The organism is Gordonia sp. (in: high G+C Gram-positive bacteria) (assembly GCF_020438995.1).
Taxonomy (GTDB): domain Bacteria; phylum Actinomycetota; class Actinomycetes; order Mycobacteriales; family Mycobacteriaceae; genus Gordonia.
In genome coordinates this window covers 20877-44754 of the sequence record NZ_JAGQTN010000015.1, presented here as the reverse complement: position 1 = coordinate 44754, position 23878 = coordinate 20877, and the positions used below count along the sequence as shown (strand labels likewise).

Sequence of the window (23878 nt, the reverse complement as noted above, 5' to 3'; positions counted from 1 at the left end):
TGGCTATAGGTGCTATAGGTGACCGAAGAATATCGCCGTCACACGGTGATCTTCGTCTTCTTGTCCACCTGCTCTGTCGCCGCACCGAGAATTCCCTGCTCGGAAGCGTCGGCATAGGCATTGAGCTGCAGAACGTACGTGGACCCGTCCTTGCCCGGGATGATCACCGTCTTCTGCCCGATCACACCATTGCTACCGTCCTTGACGTAGGTGCCGGCGATCTGCACCGAGTCGAACCCACCGAGGGTGCCGCGGGTGCCGTCAGCAGGTCCGCTCCAGCCGTCGAGCTGGTGCAGTTCGCCGGGCGCGAGCTCGAGCAGCTTGTCCCTGTCGACATCACCGGTCAGCTTCGACATCAGCGCCAGGATCCGCGGAGGATTGCTCGGCACCTCGGTCTTCGAGTAGACGATCGCCCCGTACGGTGCGGCATCCAGATCGTTCTGAACCTTCCACCCGTCGGGTACCGGAAGATCCACCACCGGGCCGGGGTCACCGCGCCGGATGACCAACTCGGCGATCTTGTTGGCGCTGATGTACTCCTGGATGGTCTTCGGAGCCGAGGCCGGTTCGACGGAAGCGGGCGTGACCGGGGCGGAGTTGCTCGACGCGACCACACTCGTGGCACTCGCCGTCGATTCCCCGGACGCCGAGTCCCCGGAGTCGCCGCACGCCGCCAGCACTGAGGCGACGGCAACGGCGACGACACCGGTCCGGACGATGGTTGCCAAGCTGCTCATGGATGCTCCTTCTGTACAGTCGGGAACCTTACAGCGACAAGCCACCTGCTCACGTCGGAATCCGACGGGAACTCCCAGGCCGGACTAACTCAACGCTCAGATTTGTGCCGGGAGCACAACAGCGGGTACGAGAAACTTCCGATATGGCGTCTCTCAAGGGCGATATGCCCCTGAGAGACGCCATATCTCCAGGAACTTTTCGGAAAACGTCAGGCGGGCATCTCGTAGGCGCCGTCGAAGGAGACGACCATGTCCCAGACCTGGGCGAAGCGCTCGTCGTCGACGTGGGGGGCGCGGACGGCACCCAGGGCCCACTGCTGCTGCGCCTGCGTGGCGGCCGTTGCGCCGTGCAGGGTGACGGCGTACGCCGAGAAGTCGCGGATCGTCGTCACGAAGATCTGGTCGACCAGTGCGGGATCGAGATCGAGGAGCTTGGCCTGTTCGAGGATGAGCTGGCCGTAGACGACCAGTGAGAACAGGTGGCCGATGGTCAGCAGGAAGTCGAGATCCTTCTGCTGGTCGGCCGACGGACCGGCGGTCACGAGCAGTTCCTTGAGCGCCTTGGCCTGCTCGTAGAACACCGCGACGTTCGGCAGGTTGGTGAACTCCTCGTACGGCTTGGTCCAGTCGGCGAACTGGATCTTGCCGGTGCCGCCGACGGGGCCCTGCGCCCAGAAGAACGAGTCGTCGGCCGCATCGAGGCGAGTGCCGATCTCGGGGTACTCGGTGGGGTTGAAGAAGTAGTTGGGCATGAACTTTAGGATCTGGGACACGTTGACGTGCACCGTTCCCTCCAGGCGTGGCAACCACCCGACGTAGTGGTTGGCCTGGTGGAAGTAGGTGTACTTCTCGTAGCCCTTGGCCGCGACGACGTCGAGCAGCAGCGTCATCACCTTTTCACCCTCCGAGGTGACCTTCGATTTGGTCATCGGATTGAACAGCAAGTAGCGACGGTCCTCCAGGCTCGCGCTGCGGAAATAGTCGATGGCGCGGTTGCTGAACAGTTTCATCGCCGCGATCCGGGCGAACGCCTCCACGAAATTGCCCCGTACGTGGGAGAAGTCGGTGACCGGGTTGCCGTACAGAATCCTGTTGTGCGCGTGGGTGATCGCCTCGTAGAACGAATGCTCCACCATGCCCACCGAACCGCTGCACAGGTTGAACTTGCCGATGTTGACGGTGTTGAGTGCGGCGGCGAAGGCCTGCGGGCCGGTGTGCAGGATGTCGGCTTCGGTGACGGCATAGTTCTCCAGCGCGAACGTGCTCACGTACATCTGGCCGTGGGTGACGTTGTCGATGAGGTGGTAGTCGGGGCGCTGACTGTCGGCGACGAAGAAGACATAGCCCTCGGGGCCGTCGATGTCGGTGCGCCGGCCGAATACCGACACCATCCCGGCGACGTTGCCGTTGCCGATGTAGTACTTGGTGCCGTTTGCGGTGAAGCCACCGTCTTCGTTGGGGGTGAGCAGCATGTCGGTGCTGTACACGTCGGCGCCGTGGGCCCGTTCGGACAGGCCGAAGGCCATCACGCCACCGTCGGCGAGCTGCTGGGCCGCCTTCTTCTTGGCCTCGTCGTTGTCGCTCATCCAGATCGGCCCGAGGCCCAGGATGGTGACCTGCTCGGCGTACCAGTACGCCAGGCCGTAGAAGCCGAAGATCTCGCTGAGTGCAGCGTTACGGGAGGTGTCCCAGCGCCGGTTGTCGTCGCCGTCGGCGTAATCGGCCCTGGTCAGGAAGGTGGAGAAGAGCTTCTCCCGCTTGACGAAGTCGAGGTAGTCGGTGACCCACACCGCGTTGTGGTCGCGGCGCAGCAGTTCGGTCTTGCCGACGCCCTCGAAGTAATCGATGGTCGCGCGCAGCAGGTGGGCCGTCTCGGCGTCGAAATGAGACGGATCGTAGGTACGGGGGTTCAGAAACAGGTCATTGACTGACTTGGCGATCTCTGGCATGGGAGCCAACCTAGCAGCGTCGTCGGGCACTGCGTACGGGTTGCACAGCCCTCAGGCACGGTCAGCCGGTCGGTGTCCGCAGATCGGCCAGCGCCGGATCGTAGCGGGCGCGTACCCGGACCGAACGCGAGATCCCCGCGACGAGGGCCGCGGCATCGGCCCGGCGACCGGAGGGGATCACCACCGCTGCGCTGTCGGGCCCGTCGCGGTGCGCCATCACCCAGTCGAAGATCAGCCAGTCGAGGGCGCCCCCAGCGACCTCGGGTGCCGCTGCCGGATCGGTGGCCGCGTCGGTGACCCGCTCCAGCGCCGCGCGATGCTCGTCGATGCAGGACTGTTTGTCGACGCCAGAACTGTCGTTCAGCAACATCGCGAGCGCGGCGGGAAGACGACGGCCGTCTTCGGTCACGATCAGCCAGCGGGCTCCTCGCCAGGGATGGTCGTCGACCCAGTGCAGCCCCGCGTGTCCGCTGACCACGCCGGGTGATGGCGTGTCCAGCGAGCCATCGAACGGGGCGGGCCCGCACAGCCCGATGACCTCCCGCAGCCGGATACCCATCAGCGCCGCCGTACCCAGGATCTCGCCGGCGCGGATATCCGGCCGCATGTCCGCGGCGTGCAGCGCGTCGACGTACTCGACGGTTGTGTGGTCGATGACCGCGTAGGCCTGCGCGAGTACGTCGTATTCGTCGCCGGTCGGCCGACGGCCACCACCCAGGATCTGCCCGAACCTTTCGGCGATGTCGATCAGCACGTCGTCGAACGCCTCCAGATGGGTGGGCAGCCAGCGGTCCGGCTCGGCACCCGGTAGTGCGATCAGCTCGGCCAACGGTGTCCGGACCCCGTCGGGGGAACACCACCAGAAGCCGATCCGGTCGTCGCGGTGGTCGATCCGCGGCAGCATCAGCGGCGCTCCGGGGCCGTCACCCAGTCAAGCCAATCCGGCAGTCCCACTCCGGTTTTCGTACTGACACGAATCGTCCGGGCGGTGGGGTTCACGGTGTCCAGGTTCGCCTCGAACAGGTCGATATCGAAGTCGAGATACGGCAGCAGGTCGATCTTGTTGACGACCACCAGATCCACGGCGCGGAACATCACCGGATACTTGAGCGGTTTCTCCTCCCCCTCGGTCACCGCGTACACCATCGCCGACGAGTGCGCACCCACATCGAATTCGGCCGGGCACACCAGGTTTCCGACGTTCTCCACCAGCAGCAGGTCCAGGTCGGCGAGCCGCAGACCGGTCAATGCCCGCGCCACCATCGGTGCGTCGAGATGGCATTCCCCGCCGAATCCGTTGCCGGTGTTCAGCAGCGAGATCTGCGCCCCGAGTCCGGCCAGGCGGTCGGCGTCGATACTGGTCTCGATGTCTCCCTCGATGACACCGGTGCGTACACCACGATCACGCAGCTCGCCCAGACTGCGCTGTAGCAGAGCGGTTTTGCCCGCACCTGGTGCAGACATCAGGTTGACGCAGGTGACGTTCTGCGCGTCGAAGGCGGCGCGGTTGGCCGCTGCCGCGCGATCGTTCTCGTCGAAGATCCGCTCCAGGACGTCGATCCGGTCGGCGCCGGTCTCATAGCCGGTATGGTCACCGAGATCGGTGGCCACCGCGGAGTCGTGCTCGTGTTCATGTTCGTGCTGGTGGACGGTGCCGTCGTCATGTCGATGGAATCGGCCCATAACTGTTCTCCTCGGGATCGTTTTCCTCGGCGGGGGCTGAGAGGGGAGCGGTCGGTGTTGCGAAATGTACTGTGGTGACCAGGAATTCCTCACCTTCACGCACCTGCACCGTAGGTGATCGGCAGCTGTCACACAGCAGAATGAGTGATTTCTCGATGACGGTGTCCGCCCCGCAGTCCGTGCAATGCAACCGGACCCGCACATGGTCGATGTCCAGGACCGCGCCCGCCATCGGGGTGTTTTCGGTGACCAAATCCCAACAGTACAAGAGGGTTTCGGGAACGACCTGCCGCAACTGTCCCACCCGCAGTTGCACCCGTGACACCGTGCGATCGCCGCGCGCACGATCGACGACGCCCATCACGGCGTGGCACAGAGACAATTCGTGCACCTGCGGTCACCTCTTGAGAGTTGTCGACGGCGATTCACCGAATCGTTTCCGGTAAAGGATCGAGAAATTGCCCAAGTGCGAAAAACCCCACCGTTCAGCCGATTCCGTCACCGTCAGACCGTCACCGGGTACCGCGCGCTGGAGATCGGCGCGCACCTTGAGCAGCCGCTGTTCACGAATGTAGGCGACCGGGGTGGTGCCCAGATCCTGCTGGAATCCGCTCTGAATCGTCCGGACGCTCATTCCGGCGTAGTCGCTGAGAGCCTCCAACGTGATCCGTTCGGCGAGATGTTCGGCGATGTAGTCGACGGAGCGCCGGACGGCCGGTCGGCCGGACGCTGCGGGACGGTGCAGTCCGCTCGAATAGTTGTGCTTCTGGATGTAGAGCAGGGTGGAGATGAGAAGTTCGCCGAGGGCTTCGGTACCGGTGCCCCGCCGCAGCAGCGATCCGGGTGAGAGCACCTCGCTGGAGAGGATCTGGATGGCACCGTGCCACCGGACCGCGGCATCGACAGTGAGATCACCGATCGGTTCGAACACGATGGGGGCCGCCAGCGCCCGTCCCAGCATGCGCGAGAGCTGCTGCTCCATGGCGGCCCGTTCGACGCGGATGATCAGCTGCGGGGAGTCCAGCTCCAGATGCAACTGGTAGCGCATCCCCGGCGATACCACCAGTGCGAAAAACGGCGTGATGGCGTGCCGGACCTCGCCGATACTCACGGCAGCCTGTCCCACCGTCGTCATGTGCACGGTAAACGCTTCGGCCGACTGCGCCACGTCCAATGTGCACGGCGCGGCGAGGTCGAGATGGGCCATCGCCACATCGTGTGTCTGGATGCCGTGCAGTGTCGCATGAAAGCCGTCCGCGTGCCCCGTGTCGACGCTGATCGTCGTCCTGCCGAGCAGCATCGAGATGAATTTCGTTGCCTCACCGGGCATATCGGACTGCGCGACCAGGTGACCCTGCAATGCGTTGGGCACCCCGCGAGAACGGATCCGGCGCCGGACGGGCGCCCGGGTACGCGCGGCATCGAGGAAGCTCAATCGTGACAGGTGGCTGGTGACATCAGCCGCTTCGGTCGACATGCCACCTCCGGTCTGTCCCAGGTCCCGCAACCCACTATCAACCCGTTAGCGCACACGGTGCAAGAAAAATGCGCAATTTGGATAGTGGATGCGGGATCTCGATAGCACAGCCGACGACGGTTCTCTACGGTCGAACGTGCCATCTACTGTGGTGCAGCCCACCCAAGGAGGTCCATCGTGCCTGTCGTCACAACTGCCGTCGACAGTCCGTTCGGGTTCGGGATTCACGTACCCCTGACTCCCGAGGAACAACTCGCCGAACGGTTGAAGGATCCGGCAGTCGTCGGCTCACTTCTCACACTGCTCGATCACGCCGACCTGCTCGCCGTCCTTGTCACCGGCCTTGACCAGCTTATTTCCCGAAGCGAGGTGATCGGCGACTCGGTACTCAGTGGCATCGCCGAACTCCGGGGCATCGCCGAACTACGGGGCATCGCCGAACTACGGGGCGCGACCGACGGCACGGCCGGCGACCAGCGCCTCGACCCCGCGGCGCTCGCGCAGTCGGTGGTGGCCCTGTGCGCGGTGCTCCCGAAGATCACACCGGCGATGGTCGCCGTGGCAGACTCCGGCATCGTCGAGCGGCTGTCGAATCAGCCCGGCTTCACCGCCGGCGCGCTCGACGACCTCGATGCCGTCGTCGGTGGCGCGGCGCAGGGTGTGGAACGGTTCCACCGGCGTCCGGTGCGTGTTCGCGGCTTCGTCTCGGCGATGAAGGCGTTGCGCGACAAAGATGTTCAACTCACGCTGAGCTATGCCGTCACCATTGCCAAGGCAGTCGGCGAGCGACTGACCGAATCGAAGTAACAAGCATTACCGACAGGAAGGGACGGCCATCACATGTCATCCGTGCTGTGGTTCCAGGCCGGAGCCTGCTCAGGAAACACCATGAGCTTTCTCAACGCCGAGGAACCGAACGTCGTCGACCTCATCGTCGACTTCGGTCTCGAATTGTTGTGGCATCCGTCGCTGGGTATGGAACTCGGCGACAACGCCACCAGGATATTCACCGACTGCGCCACCGGCGCACGGCCGTTGGACATCTTCGTACTCGAAGGCACCGTGATCCGCGGGCCGGACGGCTCCGGTTCGATGGATATGTTCGCCGGCCGCCCGATGCTCGAATGGGTCACCGAGTTGTCCGCGGCCGCGTCGATCGTCGTCGCGATCGGCGACTGTGCGTGCTGGGGTGGAATCCCTGCTGCCGCACCGAATCCCAGCGATTCGACCGGACTGCAGTTCCACAAGCGCGAACGCGGCGGATTCCTGGGCCCCCACTGGCGCAGCAAGTCCGGGCTTCCCGTCATCAACATTCCCGGATGCCCGGCGCACCCCGATTGGATCACCCAGATCCTCGTCGCACTGGCCACCGGCCGGGCCGGCGACATCGCCCTCGACGACTTGCACCGGCCGCAGACGTTCTTCAAGACATTCACGCAAACCGGGTGTACCCGGGTGCAGTTCTTCGAGTACAAGCAGTCGACCCTGACCTTCGGCGAGGGCACCCGCACCGGCTGCCTGTTCTACGAGTTCGGTTGCCGCGGTCCGATGACGCACTCCCCGTGCAACCGGATCCTGTGGAACCGCCAATCGTCCAAGACACGTGCGGGAATGCCGTGTCTGGGCTGTACCGAACCCGAGTTCCCCTTCTTCGATCTGGCCAAGGACACCGTCTTCAAGACGCAGAAGGTGTCCGGAGCCATCCCCAAGGAGGTCCCGGAGGGGGCCGATCACATCACCTACATGGCGCACGCCGCCGCCGCGCGGATCGCCGCCCCGCAATGGTCGAAGGAGGACATGTTCGTCGTCTGAACGAGCACCATCTGAGCGGTCAATAACGTTCAGCTCTAAATCTTTCCGACCTACAGCCCAAGGTTAAGGAAGCATAGTAATGACTACGGTGGATGATCCCATCAGTTCTGTAGACCTCTTCGTCTCGCCTCTCGGCCGAGTCGAAGGAGATCTCGACGTCCGCGTCACCATCGACGACGGCGTCGTGACCTCCGCCCACACCGAGGCCGCGATGTTCCGCGGATTCGAGATCATCCTGCGCGGCAAAGACCCGCAGGCAGGTCTCATCGTCACTCCCCGCATCTGCGGAATCTGTGGCGGCTCGCACCTGTACAAAGCCTGTTACGCACTCGACACCGCGTGGTCGACACACGTTCCGCAGAATGCGACCCTGGTACGCAATATCGCGCAGGCATGCGAGACGCTGCAATCGATTCCGCGCTACTTCTACGCCCTTTTCGCCATCGACCTGGTGAACAAGAATTACGCGTCGTCATCGATGTACGACGAGGCCGTACGGCGATTCGCACCCTATGTGGGTACCTCGTACCAGAAGGGTGTTGTGTTGTCCGGCAAGCCCGTCGAGGTCTATGCGATCTTCGGCGGCCAGTGGCCACACAGTTCGTTCATGGTTCCCGGTGGCGTGATGAGTGCCCCCAACCTCGCCGACGTCACCCGCGGCACCGCGATTCTCAACCACTGGAAGGACAACTGGCTCGAGGCCGAATGGCTCGGATGCCCGATCGAGCGCTGGCTGGAGATCAAGACCTGGGAGGACATGCTCGCCTGGGTGTACGAGAACGAGTCCCAGCACGACTCCGACTGCGGCTTCTTCATCCGGTACGCACTCGACATCGGATTGGACAAGTACGGCGCCGGTGTCGGCCGATACATCAGCACCGGAACGTATTTCGAGCCGACGATGTACGAGAATCCCACCATCGACGCCCGCAACGACGCGCTGATCGGGCGGTCCGGTGTCTACGCGGACGGTGCGTGGAGCACCTTCGACCACCTGCGCGTGACCGAGGACGTCGCGCATTCCTTCTTCCGGGGTGATCGGCCTCTGCATCCGTGGGACGGAGAGACCATTCCGGTGGATCCGATCGCCACGCGCAAGGACGGCAAGTATTCGTGGGCCAAGTCGCCCCGCTACGACATCCCGACCCTGGGCCGTACGCCGCTGGAGGCCGGACCACTGGCCCGCCGGGTCGCCGCCGGCGCACCGGACCCGTTGGGGCATCAGGATTCCGATCCGCTGTTCGTCGACATGCTCGACAAACTGGGACCGAGTGTGTTCGTCCGGCAGATGGCCCGCATGCACGAGGCGCCGAAGTACTACACGTGGGTGATGGACTGGATGTCCCGCCTGGACCTGAGCGGGTCGTTCTACACCAAACCGGTAGAACCCGAGTCCGGCAAGGGATTCGGCTCGACCGAGGCCGCGCGCGGTGCGCTCTCGGATTGGATCGTGCTCGACAAGGGCAAGATCGAGAATTATCAGGTGGTCACTCCCACCGCGTGGAACATCGGCCCACGCGACGGCGACGGCGTCCTCGGACCGATCGAGCAGGCGTTGGTCGGCACGCCCATCACAGATATGCAGGACCCGGTCGAACTCGGCCATGTCGCACGATCATTCGACTCGTGTCTGGTGTGCACCGTGCATGCCTACGACGGGAAGTCGGGTCGCGAATTGTCGCGGTTCGTGGTCAACGGGATGGTCTGAGGTCGCTGATATGCGTACTCGCGAATCCGACAGTCCTTCTGCTCCTTACCAATTGCTCGATGACGGGTTCTCGCCACCGGCCTGCGAAGTGCTGGTGATCGGGTGCGGGAACATCCTGCGCGGTGACGACGCCGTCGGCCCCATCCTGGTGCGGACGCTCTACTCGCAGGGCGTGCCGGATTCGGTGCGGCTCATCGACGGCGGCACCGCCGGCATGGACGTCGCATTCGCCATGCGCGGGGCCGCACGGGTCGTGCTCGTCGACGCCGCGGCGACCGGTGCCGAGCCGGGCACCCTGTACCGCGTGCCGGCCGACGCGCTGGTCGACCTGCCGCCGGCCGAAGGCGTACACAGCCATAACTTCCGCTGGGATCATGCTCTCTCGCTGGCGGATTGGCTGCTCGGACCCCAACGCCCCACCGACGTCACCGTGTTTCTCATCGAGGTGGGTGGTTGCACCCCGGGTGAGCCGTTGACACCCGTCGTCGAGGCCACGATGCACCGCTTGGCCGGGCTGATCGGGGAGGAGTTCTGGAATGCGCCGACGATGCCGGCGGATACGCCCACCGTCACCCTGACCGCCGACGGATACCTTCATCTTGACCACGATGTGGCGAGGCGATGGTTTCCTGCCGACGTGCTGGTTGCCCGGCTGGTGGCCGGGGGACCTCCCGACGAACGGTCCGATGTTCTGGAGCTGATACCGCTGCACGGCATCACTCATGGCGGACTGGTTCTGCGGCAACGAAATCCGTCCGGTGATAGGACCGTTCTGATCCACGAGGTACTCGGCTTCGCCGACCGGGCGGGCACCTACGCCCTGTCCTGGGATGACGCCGCCGGGCTCGCCCGCATCGTGCTTGATCCGGGTGCCGATCGGCACCCGCGCATCGGGGAAGTGGCGCGATGACGACCACCGAACAGCGCGCCGCTCCGTCGGAGATCGCGGGTCCGGTGGTCACCAGCCCGCAACCGCTGGGAATCTTCGGTTTCCCGGCGGGGCTCCTGCTGATTCCGGCACGAACCGGCGATGAGGACGCGGTCCGCGCCGCACTCGTCTCCGGCCGCCTACCCAGCAACTGGCCGGCCGGCCTGGACGAGGTGCGTCGCGCCTACGCCGACCCCGTAGGTGAGGGCTTGGCATCGGAAGTCGTTGCCCGGCAGCATGACACCAGGAATCCGATCGATCGCTACAACCGCTGGGCACTGTCGCCGGACCTGGAGAACGCCGCCACTGTGCGGGCCGGGCTCCCCGAGCCGTGGCGGCCGCTGGTCGACGCTGTCTGCTATATCGTCGGTCTCGTCCATATTCCTCCGGCCGATCATCCGGGGTGTCCGCCCGAGTTGCGTGCCCTGTTGCTGACCGCCGCCGCGTCGGCGCAGCTCGAAAGCGATCCCGCATGCGCCTACCGACTGTTGCACCAGGCGTCCGCCCTGGTCACCTTCGACAGTCCGGTCCTTGCTGCCGTCGTCCTGGGCAATGCGGCCGGTGTTCTGCTCGATACCGGTGGTGATACCGAAACCGCCTGCGCCGAGCTTGAATCCGCGCTCGTAGAATTGGCCGACACCGATCTGCCCGCGGTGCGGGCAGAATTGCACGGCCGCCTCGGCGGCGTCATGCACGAACAGCTCTCCATGGCCGGTGCGCCGCTCACCGAGGCGATGAACCACTATCTCGACGGTCTTTCGCTGGTCTCCCAGGACAGTGCGCCCTATGTCTGGGCGTCGCTGCAATTGGATTTGGCGACAGCCTATCTGGCCAGCCCTATGGTCGAGGCCACCAGCCAGTTGCGGATAGGTATCGCGACCCAGTCACTGCGTGCCGCGCGCCGGGTGTTCACACCCCAGGACCACCCCGGACCGTGGTCGATGGCGACGCTCAACCTGGCCAATTCGTTGGTGTACGCGCCATCCACACATCGAAAGGAGAACCTCCTGGAAGCAGTGGATCTCTACGAGGAGATCCTGCGGTCCGGTGTGCGTAACAGCAACCCGGCCGCGCGAGCCCGGGTCCTGGCCAACCAGGGCAACGCACTGGCCCACCTCGGGTATCTCGACGCCGCCCACGCACGACTCATCGAGGCGCGCAGCATCTTTGAGGAAGACTTCGACGGGGAGGCCATCCGCGCGGTCCGCGAGGTATTGGATGCGATCGCCCGGAGCAGGGTGGCCGATCCCGATCAGGCCGGGTTCGACGCCGAGATGGCGCGGGCGTCCGCGCAGTACGCCCGGATGCCCGGTGCCGACACCGCCGGGCGCACCTCTGGAATGGGAGTGCACGCGGCCCCGACAGAGTCCCCCGCACGGGTACCGGCGGCTCCGCCCCGGGACGCACAGCGCAGGGCTAAGGTGACAGTGCTGCCTCGCGACGGGAGTCCGGCATGACCGACCAGCTCGAACGCGAGAGCACCGATCTGGAGGTCCTTGCCGGGCAACTGGACCGCGCCATCGCCCGCGCCGACGATCTCGACCCCGCCGCCCGAACCGTTTTCGACGACGCCGTCGGTGCGCTCGAGGGCCTGCACAAACAGGGACTCACGACGATCATCACGACCCTGCGCGCCGACCCTCGCGGCAAGGAACTGCTGTTCGGCCTCGTCGACGACCCGACGGTGCGGATGCTGTTCGCCATGCACGGGCTGATCCGGCCGTCGCCGCAAGTGCTGGCACGTCAGATCGTGGATCGGCTGCGGCCCGGGCTGCAGGGGCACGGCGGCGACGTCGAACTGTCCCACATCGACGGGTCGGTCGTCTATGTCCGGCTGACCGGCGCCTGCAACGGCTGCTCGATGGCGGCGGTCACCATGCGGGACACCGTTGAATCAGCGCTCACCGCAGGGATTCCCGGTATCACCTCCGTGCAGGTACTGCCCAATGAGCCCGCACCGACGTTCATTCCGCTGAGCTCGCTGAGCAGTCCTGCATCCGCCGGTGCGGCCACCGGGTCCGACGAGTCCGGTGATCTCGCGGCCGCCGGCTGGTCGCGGACGTTGCGTGTTGCCGACGTGCCGGTGGGTGAGCTGCGTGCGGTGTCGGTCCGCACGCCTGACACCCAGGCACACGAGCTGGTGCTGGTGAATGCGGCCGGGAGCCTGGCCGCATACGTCAATGCCTGTGCCCACCAAGGGTTACCCCTCGATGATGCCGTGGTCGACGCGGACGAGGGCACGATCATCTGTCCCTGGCACGGGTTCTGTTACGACGCCACCAGCGGCGAATGCACCTCGCTGCCGGGTGCCCAGCTCAGCTCGGTGCCGCTGAAGATCGTCGGCGGCCACGCCTGGGTCAGGCCGGGTGGCTGACATGCGTGTCACCGTCATCTCCCCGAACAGCGCCCCGCTCGTGGAACCGCCACAGCTCGACCGTTGTTCGGGGCTGTCCTATCCGGGGTGGGTGCCGCGTTGCGTCGTCGGTGCTCCGGCTCCCGGTGGGCTGCTGCTGCCGCCGGCGCAACCGACCGAGTCGTGGTTGTACGCGCCGCGTGGGGTCGTGCTGGGCGATGATCGGCTGGTGGTGGCCGACAGCGGAAACCACCGGGTGATGATCTGGAACGCAGTCCCGTGCGGCGATGGTGAACCGGCTGATGTGATTCTGGGACAACCTGATCCGCATACCGAAGGCCCGGCTGCCGGTGGTCGTGGTCCGGCGAACGGTATGCACCTGCCCACCGGGGTCGTGCTCGACGGGGACCGGCTCATCGTGGCCGACGCCTGGCACCATCGGTTACTGGTCTGGGATCGGATGCCGACGCGGACCGCAACCCCACCCGATTACGTGATCGGCCAACCGGATTCGACGTCCGTCGAGCCGAACAGCGGACATGATCCCACTGCATCGACGTTCTACTGGCCGTTCGGCATCGCCCTGATCGACGGGCACTTCTATGTCGCCGACACCGGCAATCGTCGAGTGCTCATCTGGCATGGCGGAGTACCCGAACCGGGCCAGGCCGCCGACGTCGTCCTCGGACAGCCCGATGCGGGTGCGCGCGAAGAGAACCGGGGCGGCGATGTGGCCGCCGATTCGTTTCGCTGGCCGCATGCGTTCGCCGCGACCGGCACCGGTGGCGTGCTGATCGCCGATGCCGGCAATCATCGGATCCTGCGGTGGGACACCCACCCGATTGCGGACCGCCCCGCCGATACCGTTCTCGGGCAGCCGGATTTCACGACCGGAACCGAATTTCCATATGTGCCGCAGGTCGGCCGCCTGCGCTTTCCGTACGCCATCGCCTCGTCGGCAACGGGCACTGGAACCGAACTGGCGATCGCCGATACCGCCAACAATCGTGTACTGCTCCAGCATGATTGCGCACACGCGGACAAGTTGTCGCCGTATCTCGCACTGGCACAACCGAATCTGGTCGGCAACGGTGAGAATCGGTGGGATCAGGTTGCCGCGGATACGCTCTGCTGGCCGTACGGTCTCGACTGGCGCGGTGACCTGCTCGCCGTCGCCGATTCCGGCAACAACCGGGTCGTGCTGTGGGAACGATCATGAGCACGCCCACCGACCGGCGCCCCGCCATCCGGCAGGCGCTGCTCATCCACGGCATCGTGCAGGGGGTCGGGTTCCGGCCGCATGTCGCCCGCCTGGCCGCCGATCTGGGTCTGGCCGGCGATTGCCGCAACGACAGCACCGCGGTGATCATCGAGATCGAAGGTGAACCCGAACGCGTCGAGGCGTTCATCCGGCGGATCGTCGACGACGCTCCCCCGCTCGCCCGGATCACGTCGGTCACCGCCACCCGCACCGAACCGCGTGGCGATGCCGGGTTCGCCATCACCGCAAGCACTCCCGGCACCGGTCCGCGGACCATGGTGCCGCCGGATGCCGCGACCTGCGCCGCATGCCTGCAGGAGATGTTCGATCCCGCCGATCGCAGGTATCGTCACCCGTTCATCTCGTGCACCGATTGCGGTCCGCGTCTGACCATCACGCTCGATCTCCCGTACGACCGGCACACCACCACGATGGCCGGCTTTCCGATGTGTCCGGAGTGTGCTGCTGAATACGCCGATCCGGCCGGCCGACGCTTTCACGCCCAGCCCATAGCCTGTCACCGGTGCGGTCCCACGCTGAGCGTCGTCACACCCGACGGGCGGACGGTCGCCTCGGGAGCCGAATCGAGCATCGCCCGGATCCGTGCCCTGATCGAGGCCGGTGAGGTGGTCGCGGTCAAAGGACTGGGCGGCTATCACCTGGTCTGTGACGCCGGTTCCGATGCTGCGGTGGGCGAGTTGCGCCGGCGCAAGCAGCGCCCCGATCAGCCGTTCGCCGTCATGGTCTGCGATCTCGCGGCCGCGGCGGAACTGGTCGAACTGCCCGAGCCGGCCGCCTCGGTTCTGAGTGGTCCAGAGCATCCGATCCTGTTGTTGCCCAAGGTATCCGGTTCGACTGTCAGCGAACTCGTGGCCCCCGGGCTCGACGAGCTCGGAATTGTATTGCCCTACACCCCCGTTCACCACCTGTTGACCGGATCCGGACGCCCGCTGGTGGTCACCTCGGGTAACGTGTCCGGCGCCCCGATCTGCGTCGACGACACCGATGCCCGGAACCGGTTGGGAGCCATCGCGGCGGCGTTCCTGTGCCATGACCGCGTGATCGCGGTGCCGTGCGAGGATTCGGTGCTGGCCTGGACCCCGCAGGGCCCGGTTCCGATCCGCCGCTCACGTGGGTACGCGCCACTACCGATCGCGGTGCCCGGTATGACGGCCGACCCGGCACCGGCCGTGCTGGCCGCCGGAGCCGAGATCAAGAACACCGCCGCACTCGCCCGCGACGGTCAGGTGTTTCTCTCCGGGCATATCGGCGACCTCGGCAGCTGGGAAAGTCACCTCGCACATAAGACCGCAACCGACCAGATGCTGCGCTTTCACCGCCGATCGCCGGAGTTGGTCGTCGCCGACCGGCACCCGCGGTATGCCTCCCGGGCCTGGGCGGGGAGGCTGGCCGACGGCCTCGGCGTGCCGCTGCTGGAGGTGCAGCACCACCACGCCCACCTGGCATCGCTCGCAGCCGAGTCCGGCGCACTCGAGGAGCCGATTCTCGGACTCGTCCTCGACGGCACCGGATACGGCTGCGACGCCGGTATCTGGGGGTGCGAGGCGCTGCTGCTGGGCGACGGTGGCACGAGCGCCACCCGACTTGGTCATCTCGGCGACGTGCCGCTGCCCGGCGGTGACGCCGGTGTCCGCAACCCGGTGCGGGTCGCGGCGGCGCTGCTCCTGGCCCATGGCGTCGATCTCGCCGGCACCCCTGTCGCGGAGGAACTCTCCGATGCCGAACGCAGGTTGCTCACCGCCGCCGCCCCGGCTCGGGTCGGCTGGGCCCGGACATCGAGTGCCGGAAGGCTTTTCGATGCGGTCGCCGCTCTGGTGGGGATCCGTCACCGGATCACCTACGAGGCGCAGGCCGCCGTCGAACTCGAGGTCGCGGCCCGGCACAGCGATACTGTTGTGCCCCTGCGGTTTCCACTGCGAGGCTCGCCAGGACCGGTCGTGCTCGACCCCGGACCTCTCGTCGCCGACCTCGCCGACGCGGTACGTGCGGGGGTGCCGGCGGAGGTGCTGGCCCGGTCGTTCCACGATGCGCTTGCCGCCGGCCTCGCCGAGCTCGTTGCCGTCCTGGCTCAACGCCATCACCCGTCCGCCGTCGGCCTCACCGGCGGCGTGTTCGGAAACCGGTTGCTGACCGCTCTGCTGCGCCAACGCCTCGGCGCCACCCACCGGGTGCTCACCCACCACCAAGTACCTCCCAACGACGGCGGGATCGCGTTGGGCCAAGCGGTGATCGGCGCCGCCACTCTTGCCCGCAGAAGCGGCGCATCATCCAACAGCGGTCACCGCCAGCCCCGGTGACATCGCAACCAGAAAGGTAGGGGAAGCAATGTGCCTTGCCGTACCAGGCCGGGTCGAGTCCATCCGAGAGGAGGACGGCACCGTCATGGCCGACGTCAGCTTCGGCGGCGTGCGCAAGAAAGTATGTCTGGCATATCTGCCCGACATCGCGATCGGTGAATACGTCATCGTTCACGTCGGTTTCGCCATTCAGCGACTCGACGAGCAGTCCGCCGTCGACACCATCGAGCAGTTCCGCGAACTCGGCATCCTCGACGAGGAGTTCGGCGACGGCTTCGCCCTAGCAGCCGAGCAGAGCGGACGACCACTGCCGCAATCGGGCGGTACCGCACAGGCACCGAAGGAGACATCACGATGAAATACCTCGATGAATTCCGCGATCCGGACCTGGCCGCCCGATTGCTCGACGACATCCACGCGGCGACCACCCGTCCCTGGGCGATGATGGAAGTGTGTGGCGGACAGACACATTCGATCATCCGCAACGGCATCGACCAGCTACTGCCCGACGGTGTGGAGATGATCCACGGCCCGGGATGCCCCGTCTGCGTCACCCCGCTGGAGACGATCGACAGGGCACTGGCGATCGCCGCGCGGCCGGATGTGATCTTCTGTTCGTTCGGCGACATGCTCCGGGTACCGGGCAGCTCACAGGATCTGTTCTCGATCAAGAGCACCGGCGGCGACATCCGGGTGGTGTACTCACCGCTGGACGCGCTGACCATCGCCCGCGACAACCCCGACCGGCAGGTCGTCTTTTTCGGCATCGGCTTCGAGACAACGGCACCGGCCAATGCGATGACCGTGTATCAGGCTCGGGCGCAAGGAATCACCAACTTCTCGCTGCTGGTCTCACATGTCCTGGTGCCGCCGGCCATCGCGGCCATCATGGAATCACCCGACTGCCGCGTGCAGGCATTCCTCGCGGCCGGGCATGTGTGCAGCGTGATGGGAACCGGCGAATATCCGGCGCTGGCACAGAAGTACCGCGTTCCGATCGTCGTCACCGGATTCGAGGCCCTTGACATCCTGGAAGGAATCCGCCGCACCATCAGGCAATTGGAGGCGGGCACACACGAAGTGGAGAACGCCTATCCGCGCGCAGTCACCGAGGGGGGCAATACCGCGGCGAAAGCCATGCTCGAGGAAGTCTTCGAAGTCACCGACCGAGTGTGGCGGGGCATCGGGATGATCCCCGGCAGCGGCTGGCGACTGTCGGAAGCATTCGCCGACTACGATGCCGAGCAACGCTTTTCGGTCGACGACATCCACACCGAGGAATCCTCGCTGTGCCACTCCGGCGAGGTCCTGCAGGGATTGATCAAACCGCACGAATGTCCGGCGTTCGGCCGCGAATGCACCCCGCGGACCCCACTCGGTGCGACGATGGTCTCGACCGAAGGCGCCTGCGCGGCCTACCACGCGTTCCGGCGGCTCGACCTCGTGGCGGCACCATGAACGAGCAACCCATAAACGAGCAACCAACCAACGATCTCGACTTCGAGGGCTGGGCCTGCCCCCTGCCGCTGCGCAATCAACCCACCGTCGTCCTCGGACACGGTGGCGGCGGCACGATGTCGGCGGACCTGATCGAACAACTCTTCCTGCCCGCATTCGGGGGTGCCGCGGATGCCGGCCTCGGCGACGCGGCGGTGCTGCCCCGCCCGAACGGCCGGCTCGCGATATCGACCGACACGTTCGTGGTGAAGCCGATGTTCTTTCCCGGCGGCAGTATCGGCGATCTGGCCGTCAACGGCACGGTCAACGATCTCGCCATGGTCGGCGCCCGGCCGCTCTACCTGTCGACGGCGTTCATCCTGGCCGAAGGCACACCGATGGCCGACGTCGGCGCGGTGGCGACCGCGCTCGGCAAAGCGGCCGAACGCGCCGGGGTACACCTGGTCACGGGCGACACCAAGGTCGTCGATCACCACAGCGGCGACGGCGTATACATCAACACCACCGGGGTGGGCGTGGTGCCCGACGGCGTCGACATCCGGCCCGATCGCGCGCGCCCCGGCGACGTCGTGCTCATCAGCGGTGCGATCGGGGAGCACGGCGTCGCGGTGATGAGTGTGCGCGACGGCATCGACTTCGACACCCCCGTCCGCAGCGACACCGCGCCGCTGCACGAGCTGGTGGCCGAGATGATCGCCACCGGTGCCGATATCCACGTCCTGCGCGACCCCACCCGCGGTGGCGTCTCCGCGACGATCAATGAACTCGCCCGCGCCGCCGACATCGGCATCGGCCTACTCGACCGGGCGCTCCCGATACCCGAGGAGGTCCGGGACGCGTGCGGGCTGTTGGGCCTGGATCCGCTGGAGGTGGCCAACGAGGGCAAACTGCTCGCGATCGTGCCCGCCGACGACGCCGACCGGGTGCTCGCGGCAATGCGCAGGCACCCGCTCGGCAGACAAGCCTGCATCATCGGTCAGTGCACGACCGACCACCCCCAGGTGGTGACGTTACGTACCGGCCTGGGCGCCACCCGAGTCCTCACCCCACCGATCGGCGAACAACTCCCCCGCATCTGCTGACCCGACCTCCCGCGACGCAAACTTCGTCCCGCTTATCGGATGTCGCGATATCCGATAAGCGGGACGAAGTTATGAACGCGGGAAACGCCACGGTTGGGATCGGGTCAGTGCCGCCCGGGTGTGGGCGATGAACCAATCGGTCCACTCGGCGGGTGTCCAGGCACGGTCGACGACCAGGATCAACCATTGCCGGCGTGATGCGAGCAACCACACCTCGTCGACCAGCCTGTCGTCGGGCGCGGTTCCGGTGACCAGGCCCAGCGCCCAGCGGACCTCGTCGCGGCGGTTGTGCTCCCGTTCGCGTAGTCGTGCGGCGGCTTCACCGTCGGTGACCGCGGCCTGGTCGAGGACGTGCTGGATGACGGCCGAGCGCTGGTGCGCCCCGCACAGCCACCGTGCGGCTGCGGCGAGTCGCTCGTCGGGTGCGCCCGAGCCCATCAGACGATAGTCGGGCAGGTCCCGGACGGGAACGGACCGCCCGTCCGAGAGCGCGATGTCGATACACCCGTCGAGCAGCGCCAGCTTGTTGGGAAACTGCTGGTAGAGGGTTTGCCTGGTCAGGTCTGCGGCTTTGGCGACGTCGGCCATCGTCGTCGTCACCCAGCCCTGATCGGAGAACAGCCGGGTTGCCACCTCGATGACGCGAGCCCGATTGCGTGCGGCGTTCTCGGCGCGGACGGCGGAGTTGTAGGGGCGTGTCACGACACGAAGTGTAGACAATATTGGGTTGACAGTGTGTAATTGTAAATAAATCGGATTACACAGAGTAATTCCAATTTGTCCGGCCGATCTCAGGAGAGCCCCATGACCACAGACCTCTCGGTCGCGACCGACCTCGGCGTCCTGCGCGCAACAGTTGTCGGCGCCGGACCGCCCGCAGTGCTGTGGCACAGCATGTTCGTCGATTCCCACTCATGGGAACGCGTCGTACCGACGCTGAGCACCCGGCGCACACTGATCCTCGTCGACGCCCCGAGCTGCGGCCGCAGTGATCCGCTCGACCGGGCAGCCGATATCGCGGCATGCGCGGATGCCGCATCCGTCGTCGTGGACGAAGTGTGCTCGCGGTACGGCGTTGATCGCGTGGACTGGCTGGGCAATGCCTGGGGTGGACATGTGGGGATGCACCTGGCGGCGACCCGCGCCGCGGCGATCAGATCTCTCGTCGCGATCAGCGCGCCCACGTTCCCCATAGATGATTCACTGCGACAAAAGATTCGGCTCCTCAAGCCGCTCTATCGACTAATCGGTCCGCGGGGTCCGGTCCGATCGGCCATCGAGGACGGAATACTCACCGAACATACCCGGGCCACCGATCCCGAAGCCGTCGCCGTCCTGCGTGATGCGCTCGCCGCATCGGGCAAGCACATGATCACCGCCATCGACACCGCGATCCTCAACCGGACGGATCTCGCGTGGGCGGCACGGGCCATCACCTGCCCGACCCTGTTCATCGCGACCGAGGACCGTGGAGAATGGAGTCTGGACCAGGCACAAGCGGTCGTCGACACCATGACCGGCGCAGTGGCCACCACGGTGCTTGCGGCACGGGTGATCCCGGCTCTGGAGCAGCCGGCGGAAACGGCTCAGAAGATCAGCGCCTTCTGGAACCGTATCGATGAGGGACAAGATCACCGATAGTTTCCCGAGTCTCGGCCCAGACGCGGAACTCGCAGATCGGCAGTTCCGCCTGGGCTCAGAACGGTCCGTACACCTGGACCCATTCGGTCACGCGTACCGCGGCGATCGCGCTGTGCGCATGGAACGGATCGTTGGCGAGGAAGACCTCGGCGGCGGCCAGGTCGTGGGCCCGGAGCAGGATCAGTGCGCCGGTCCCGTCGGGATACGGACCGCATGTCAGGACGTTCCCCGCCTCGTGCTCCTCCCCGAGCCACTTGCGGTGCAGCGGGCGATGTTCGTCGCGGACGGCCGCCTTGTCGGGGGCGTAGTCGTAGTGGACGGCGAAGATCGGCATGGTCGCTCCTGTGTGTCGGCTCGGGTTTCCACGAGCGTAGTTGAGCGACTGTCACGTCGGCGAGGGCCCTGATTTGCCCACCTGCTTGCCGGTGGTCGGGCATCCTGTGTCGATGGGTGACGAAGAGTTCGACGTTGTGGTCGTCGGCGCCGGGGTCGCGGGCCTGGCGGCGGCGCGGCTGCTGCAGATCCAGGGCCGGCGCGTCGTCGTGCTCGAGGCCCGTGACCGGATCGGCGGGCGGGTCGTCACCGAACGTTCCGGTGGCCGGATCACCGATCTGGGGGCATCGTGGATCCACGGCATCGACGACGCTCCGCTGTACGATGCCGTGTGCGGATTCGGTATGCGGACAGCCGAATTCAGTGTCGGGAGTTTTCAGCCGTACAGCCGGCCGACCGCGTACTACGGCCCGGACGGCCGTCGGCTTTCCGACGACGAGGTCGCCGCGTTCGTCGACGATCTGCGTGTTGTCGACGAGATGATCACGGACACAATCGCTTCGGTGGCTTCCGGAACCACGTACGGGCAGGTCGTCGAGGCCGTATTGGCGGCGATCGACTGGGAATCGCGACGTGTCGAGCGGGTACGGGAGTTCCTGCGGCACCGGACCGAGGAGCAGTACGGGGTGTGGATCGACGATCTCGACGCACACGGCCTCGACGACGACGAAACCGTCGGCGATGAAGTGGTTTTCCCGGACGGGTACGACCAACTGGTGACCCACCTCGCGGACGGTACCGACATACGGCTCGGGCATGTCGTCACGGGGGTCGACTGGGATCCGTCGGGTGCGACCGTGTCGTTGGCCGACAAGGAGTTTCATGCGCCGACGGTGGTGGTGACGGTTCCCGTCGGAGTGTTGCGGTCCGGGTCGATCTCTTTCACGCCCGCGCTGCCCGAACCCGTCTCCTGCGCGTTGAATCGGTTGACAATGAACAACTTCGAGAAGATCTTCCTGCGTTTCCCCCGTAAGTTCTGGGCCGACGACGTGTACGCCGTCCGTAGGCAGGGACCGGCAGGGGTGTGGTGGCATTCGTTCTACGATCTGACCCGACTGCACGGCGAACCGACGTTGCTGACATTCGCCGCCGGGCCGTGCGCGCAGGCCATCCGGGGCTGGTCCGACGCCGATGTGTCGGCATCGGTGATGTCGTCGCTGCGCGAGATCTATGGCGATGCAGTCGATCCCGAGTCGATCGTCGTCACCCACTGGCGTGATGACCCGTTCGCCCGCGGCTCATACGCCTACATGATGCCCGGCTCGACCACCGCCGATCACGACGTGCTGGCGACCCCCATCGGCGGGGTGCTGCATCTGGCCGGGGAGGCCACGTGGACCGACGACCCGGCCACGGTCACCGCCGCCCTGCTCTCCGGGCACCGCGCGGCACAGAACATCGCCGGCGACATGGACATCGCCGCCTTGTGGTCGTAGCCCGAGCGCCCCGGGTCGCAGATCGGTCCGGTCAACCGAACTCATCGCGACCGAGTTCATCGAGGACCGCTTTCATCGAGTCGTACCGGCGGGCGCCGACCTCGTTGCGCCACTGATCCTCGATGGCGGCGAGGTGGCCGGCCATCGTCGCGGCGGTCGCCAGCCCCGCTTTCGTCGGCACCACCAGCCGCACCCGACGGTCGGTGTCGAGCCGTCGACTCTCCACCAGGCCATGAGCCTCCATGGCTGTCACGAGCTCGCCCAGCGATTGTTTGGTCATCGCCGACAGAGCGGCGAGGTCGGTGATCCTCATGCCGTCGACCGGGATCATGCCGAGCAAACGCATATGACTACCACGCGGATACGGCGGCTCAAGGCGTGCCTGGAGTTCACGGACGAGGCGCCGGCGAACCCCCTCGACCAGCCGGAACATGTGATACGGCAGTTCGTCGCCCTTGTGCATATCACTAAGGTTACCTTACTATCTATCACTAAGGTTACCTTACCAATTGACGATAGACTCCACGGAGACCGCGATGACCGATCTGTTCGAATGCGCACGATTATCCGAGACCGAGCTCCGGGATACCGTGACGTCCGCCGAGGGTGACTGCGGCGCGATCACCGACGTGACCGTCACGCCATTCCCCTACCGGTTCGGTTCTCTGCCCACGGCCGGCCTGTGGCTGGTGGATGTCGAACACGGCACGCGCAACAGGACGTCGTTCTTCGTCAAACTGCTCCGGCATCCACGCCTGTCACCGGACATACGCCAGGTGCCCGAAGAACATCGGGCCGCTCTGATGGCGTACCTTCCATGGCATTTTGAACTCGACATGTACGAGTCCGGCATCGGCGACGTACTCCCCGACGGCATGCGCACCCCCACGCTGCACCATGTGCGCAGATTCGACGACGATCACATCGCGCTTTGGTGGGAATACATTTCGACATCGATGAAGCCCTGGGGCACTGCCGATTTCAGCCAGTCCGCCTATCTACTGGGCCGCCTGGCAGCCCGGCGACGTGCGGGTGCGCAGTGTAATTCGCGGCTCCCCGCCGTGTGTCTGCGTACCGATCGAGGTGGCGCGCTGCGGTACTACGTCGAAACCCGGGTGATGATCGGTTCGGTATCCGCTATCGCCGATAGCGCCGTCTGGGATTCGCCACTGCTCGCCGGTGCGGCGCACGACCCGGGCCTTCGCGGTGACATGCTTGCCCTCGCCGAACGAGTGCCGGATCTGCTCGATCAACTCGACGCGCTGCCACAGACTTTCGCACACGGCGATGCCAGCCCGGAGAATCTGCTCATCCCGGACGGTAACCCCGCCGAACGAGTGGTGATCGACTGGGGTTTCGGCACTCCCTTACCGATAGGTTTCGACCTCGGTCAGTTGCTCGTCGGGCTGGCCCACTCGGGACGTCACGACCCCGGCTCGATTCCCCGACTGGTGCCCCTGATCGAATCGGCCTACTGCGTCGGGCTCGGCGCCGAGGGGTACAACCACGACAAGCTGGACGTCCACACCGGTTTTATCGGTGGCATGGCAGTCCGCTCGGCCCTGTGTGCCATCCCCTTTGAACTGCTGGACGCACCAGCGACGCCCGAACTGCTCGCCCTGATGACCGATAGGTTTCGTCTTTCACGCGTCATGATCGATCTTGCGGCATCGCTCACCTGAGCATGGTCGGTCCCGCTTCG

23 protein-coding genes are annotated in these 23878 nt (G+C 65.8%); 14 read left to right on the top strand and 9 right to left on the bottom strand.

Annotated elements, in window-relative coordinates; all coding sequences use genetic code 11:
- Positions 1-38: 38 nt before the first annotated feature.
- The 6 genes from KDB67_RS01235 to KDB67_RS01210 form a co-directional block, all read right to left on the bottom strand.
- Complete coding sequence (locus KDB67_RS01235; protein ID WP_291011362.1) at positions 39-737, bottom strand: LpqN/LpqT family lipoprotein; 699 nt, start codon at positions 735-737, stop codon at positions 39-41.
- Between the two features lie 209 nt (positions 738-946).
- Entirely contained in the window at positions 947-2686 is a 1740-nt protein-coding gene (locus KDB67_RS01230) for an acyl-CoA dehydrogenase family protein (protein WP_291011359.1), read from the bottom strand.
- A 61-nt stretch (positions 2687-2747) separates the two neighbouring features.
- On the bottom strand, positions 2748-3590 hold the full coding sequence (locus tag KDB67_RS01225) for a hypothetical protein (RefSeq protein ID WP_291011356.1): 843 nt from the start codon (positions 3588-3590) through the stop codon (positions 2748-2750).
- Positions 3590-4369 carry a hydrogenase nickel incorporation protein HypB gene (gene hypB / locus KDB67_RS01220; protein ID WP_291011354.1) on the bottom strand — a complete coding sequence of 260 codons (780 nt, stop codon included), beginning with the start codon at positions 4367-4369 and terminating at the stop codon, positions 3590-3592. The genes KDB67_RS01225 and hypB overlap by 1 nt, the downstream gene beginning before the upstream one ends.
- Positions 4347-4760: a hydrogenase maturation nickel metallochaperone HypA gene (locus KDB67_RS01215; RefSeq protein WP_291011352.1), complete on the bottom strand. Its 414-nt coding sequence runs from the start codon at positions 4758-4760 to the stop codon at positions 4347-4349. Before KDB67_RS01215 ends, hypB begins: the two co-directional genes overlap by 23 nt.
- Before the next feature lie 6 nt (positions 4761-4766).
- Complete coding sequence (locus tag KDB67_RS01210; protein WP_291011350.1) at positions 4767-5846, bottom strand: AraC family transcriptional regulator; 1080 nt, start codon at positions 5844-5846, stop codon at positions 4767-4769.
- Positions 5847-6023: 177 nt separating this feature from the next.
- Here KDB67_RS01210 and KDB67_RS01205 point away from each other — a divergent pair, with 177 nt between their 5' ends.
- The 11 genes from KDB67_RS01205 to hypE all read left to right on the top strand — a co-directional run bounded on the left by KDB67_RS01205 (position 6024) and on the right by hypE (position 18766).
- The gene (locus tag KDB67_RS01205) at positions 6024-6653 is read left to right on the top strand and encodes a DUF1641 domain-containing protein (RefSeq protein WP_291011348.1); all 630 of its coding nucleotides are present in this window, start codon (positions 6024-6026) and stop codon (positions 6651-6653) included.
- A gap of 33 nt (positions 6654-6686) precedes the next feature.
- Entirely contained in the window at positions 6687-7658 is a 972-nt protein-coding gene (locus tag KDB67_RS01200; RefSeq protein WP_291011346.1) for a hydrogenase, read from the top strand.
- A gap of 79 nt (positions 7659-7737) precedes the next feature.
- On the top strand, positions 7738-9366 hold the full coding sequence (locus KDB67_RS01195; protein WP_291011344.1) for a nickel-dependent hydrogenase large subunit: 1629 nt from the start codon (positions 7738-7740) through the stop codon (positions 9364-9366).
- 10 nt (positions 9367-9376) lie between these two features.
- Positions 9377-10276 carry a hydrogenase maturation protease gene (locus KDB67_RS01190; RefSeq protein ID WP_291011341.1) on the top strand — a complete coding sequence of 300 codons (900 nt, stop codon included), beginning with the start codon at positions 9377-9379 and terminating at the stop codon, positions 10274-10276.
- Positions 10273-11751, top strand: a complete 1479-nt coding sequence (locus KDB67_RS01185; RefSeq protein WP_291011339.1) for a hypothetical protein — start codon at positions 10273-10275, stop codon at positions 11749-11751. Before KDB67_RS01190 ends, KDB67_RS01185 begins: the two co-directional genes overlap by 4 nt.
- Positions 11748-12668: a NifU family protein gene (locus tag KDB67_RS01180; protein ID WP_291011337.1), complete on the top strand. Its 921-nt coding sequence runs from the start codon at positions 11748-11750 to the stop codon at positions 12666-12668. The genes KDB67_RS01185 and KDB67_RS01180 overlap by 4 nt, the downstream gene beginning before the upstream one ends.
- 1 nt (position 12669) lies before the next feature.
- The gene (locus KDB67_RS01175) at positions 12670-13866 is read left to right on the top strand and encodes an NHL repeat-containing protein (protein ID WP_291011335.1); all 1197 of its coding nucleotides are present in this window, start codon (positions 12670-12672) and stop codon (positions 13864-13866) included.
- A complete protein-coding gene (gene hypF / locus KDB67_RS01170; protein ID WP_291011333.1) occupies positions 13863-16226 on the top strand; it encodes a carbamoyltransferase HypF in 2364 nt (787 codons plus the stop codon). Before KDB67_RS01175 ends, hypF begins: the two co-directional genes overlap by 4 nt.
- 28 nt (positions 16227-16254) lie before the next feature.
- Positions 16255-16584, top strand: coding sequence for a HypC/HybG/HupF family hydrogenase formation chaperone (locus KDB67_RS01165; protein WP_291011331.1), 330 nt, complete (start codon positions 16255-16257; stop codon positions 16582-16584).
- Positions 16581-17684 (top strand): hydrogenase formation protein HypD, encoded by a 1104-nt coding sequence (gene hypD, locus KDB67_RS01160; protein ID WP_291011329.1) that lies wholly within the window; start codon positions 16581-16583, stop codon positions 17682-17684. The genes KDB67_RS01165 and hypD overlap by 4 nt, the downstream gene beginning before the upstream one ends.
- The gene (gene hypE, locus KDB67_RS01155) at positions 17681-18766 is read left to right on the top strand and encodes a hydrogenase expression/formation protein HypE (protein WP_291011327.1); all 1086 of its coding nucleotides are present in this window, start codon (positions 17681-17683) and stop codon (positions 18764-18766) included. The genes hypD and hypE overlap by 4 nt, the downstream gene beginning before the upstream one ends.
- 69 nt (positions 18767-18835) lie before the next feature.
- Here hypE and KDB67_RS01150 read toward each other — a convergent pair whose 3' ends face one another.
- Entirely contained in the window at positions 18836-19468 is a 633-nt protein-coding gene (locus tag KDB67_RS01150; protein ID WP_291011325.1) for a helix-turn-helix domain-containing protein, read from the bottom strand.
- 102 nt (positions 19469-19570) lie between these two features.
- On the opposite strand from KDB67_RS01150, the gene KDB67_RS01145 reads away from it, so the two are divergent.
- Positions 19571-20407, top strand: coding sequence for an alpha/beta hydrolase (locus KDB67_RS01145; RefSeq protein ID WP_291011323.1), 837 nt, complete (start codon positions 19571-19573; stop codon positions 20405-20407).
- Positions 20408-20462: 55 nt separating this feature from the next.
- Here KDB67_RS01145 and KDB67_RS01140 read toward each other — a convergent pair whose 3' ends face one another.
- Entirely contained in the window at positions 20463-20741 is a 279-nt protein-coding gene (locus tag KDB67_RS01140; RefSeq protein ID WP_291011321.1) for a YciI family protein, read from the bottom strand.
- Between the two features lie 112 nt (positions 20742-20853).
- On the opposite strand from KDB67_RS01140, the gene KDB67_RS01135 reads away from it, so the two are divergent.
- Positions 20854-22176, top strand: coding sequence for an NAD(P)/FAD-dependent oxidoreductase (locus KDB67_RS01135; protein ID WP_291011318.1), 1323 nt, complete (start codon positions 20854-20856; stop codon positions 22174-22176).
- Positions 22177-22207: 31 nt separating this feature from the next.
- On the opposite strand, the gene KDB67_RS01130 is transcribed toward KDB67_RS01135, so the two are convergent.
- The gene (locus KDB67_RS01130) at positions 22208-22639 is read right to left on the bottom strand and encodes a MarR family winged helix-turn-helix transcriptional regulator (protein ID WP_291011316.1); all 432 of its coding nucleotides are present in this window, start codon (positions 22637-22639) and stop codon (positions 22208-22210) included.
- Between the two features lie 73 nt (positions 22640-22712).
- Here KDB67_RS01130 and KDB67_RS01125 point away from each other — a divergent pair, with 73 nt between their 5' ends.
- Complete coding sequence (locus KDB67_RS01125) at positions 22713-23858, top strand: phosphotransferase (RefSeq protein ID WP_291011314.1); 1146 nt, start codon at positions 22713-22715, stop codon at positions 23856-23858.
- Positions 23859-23878 lie beyond the last annotated feature (20 nt).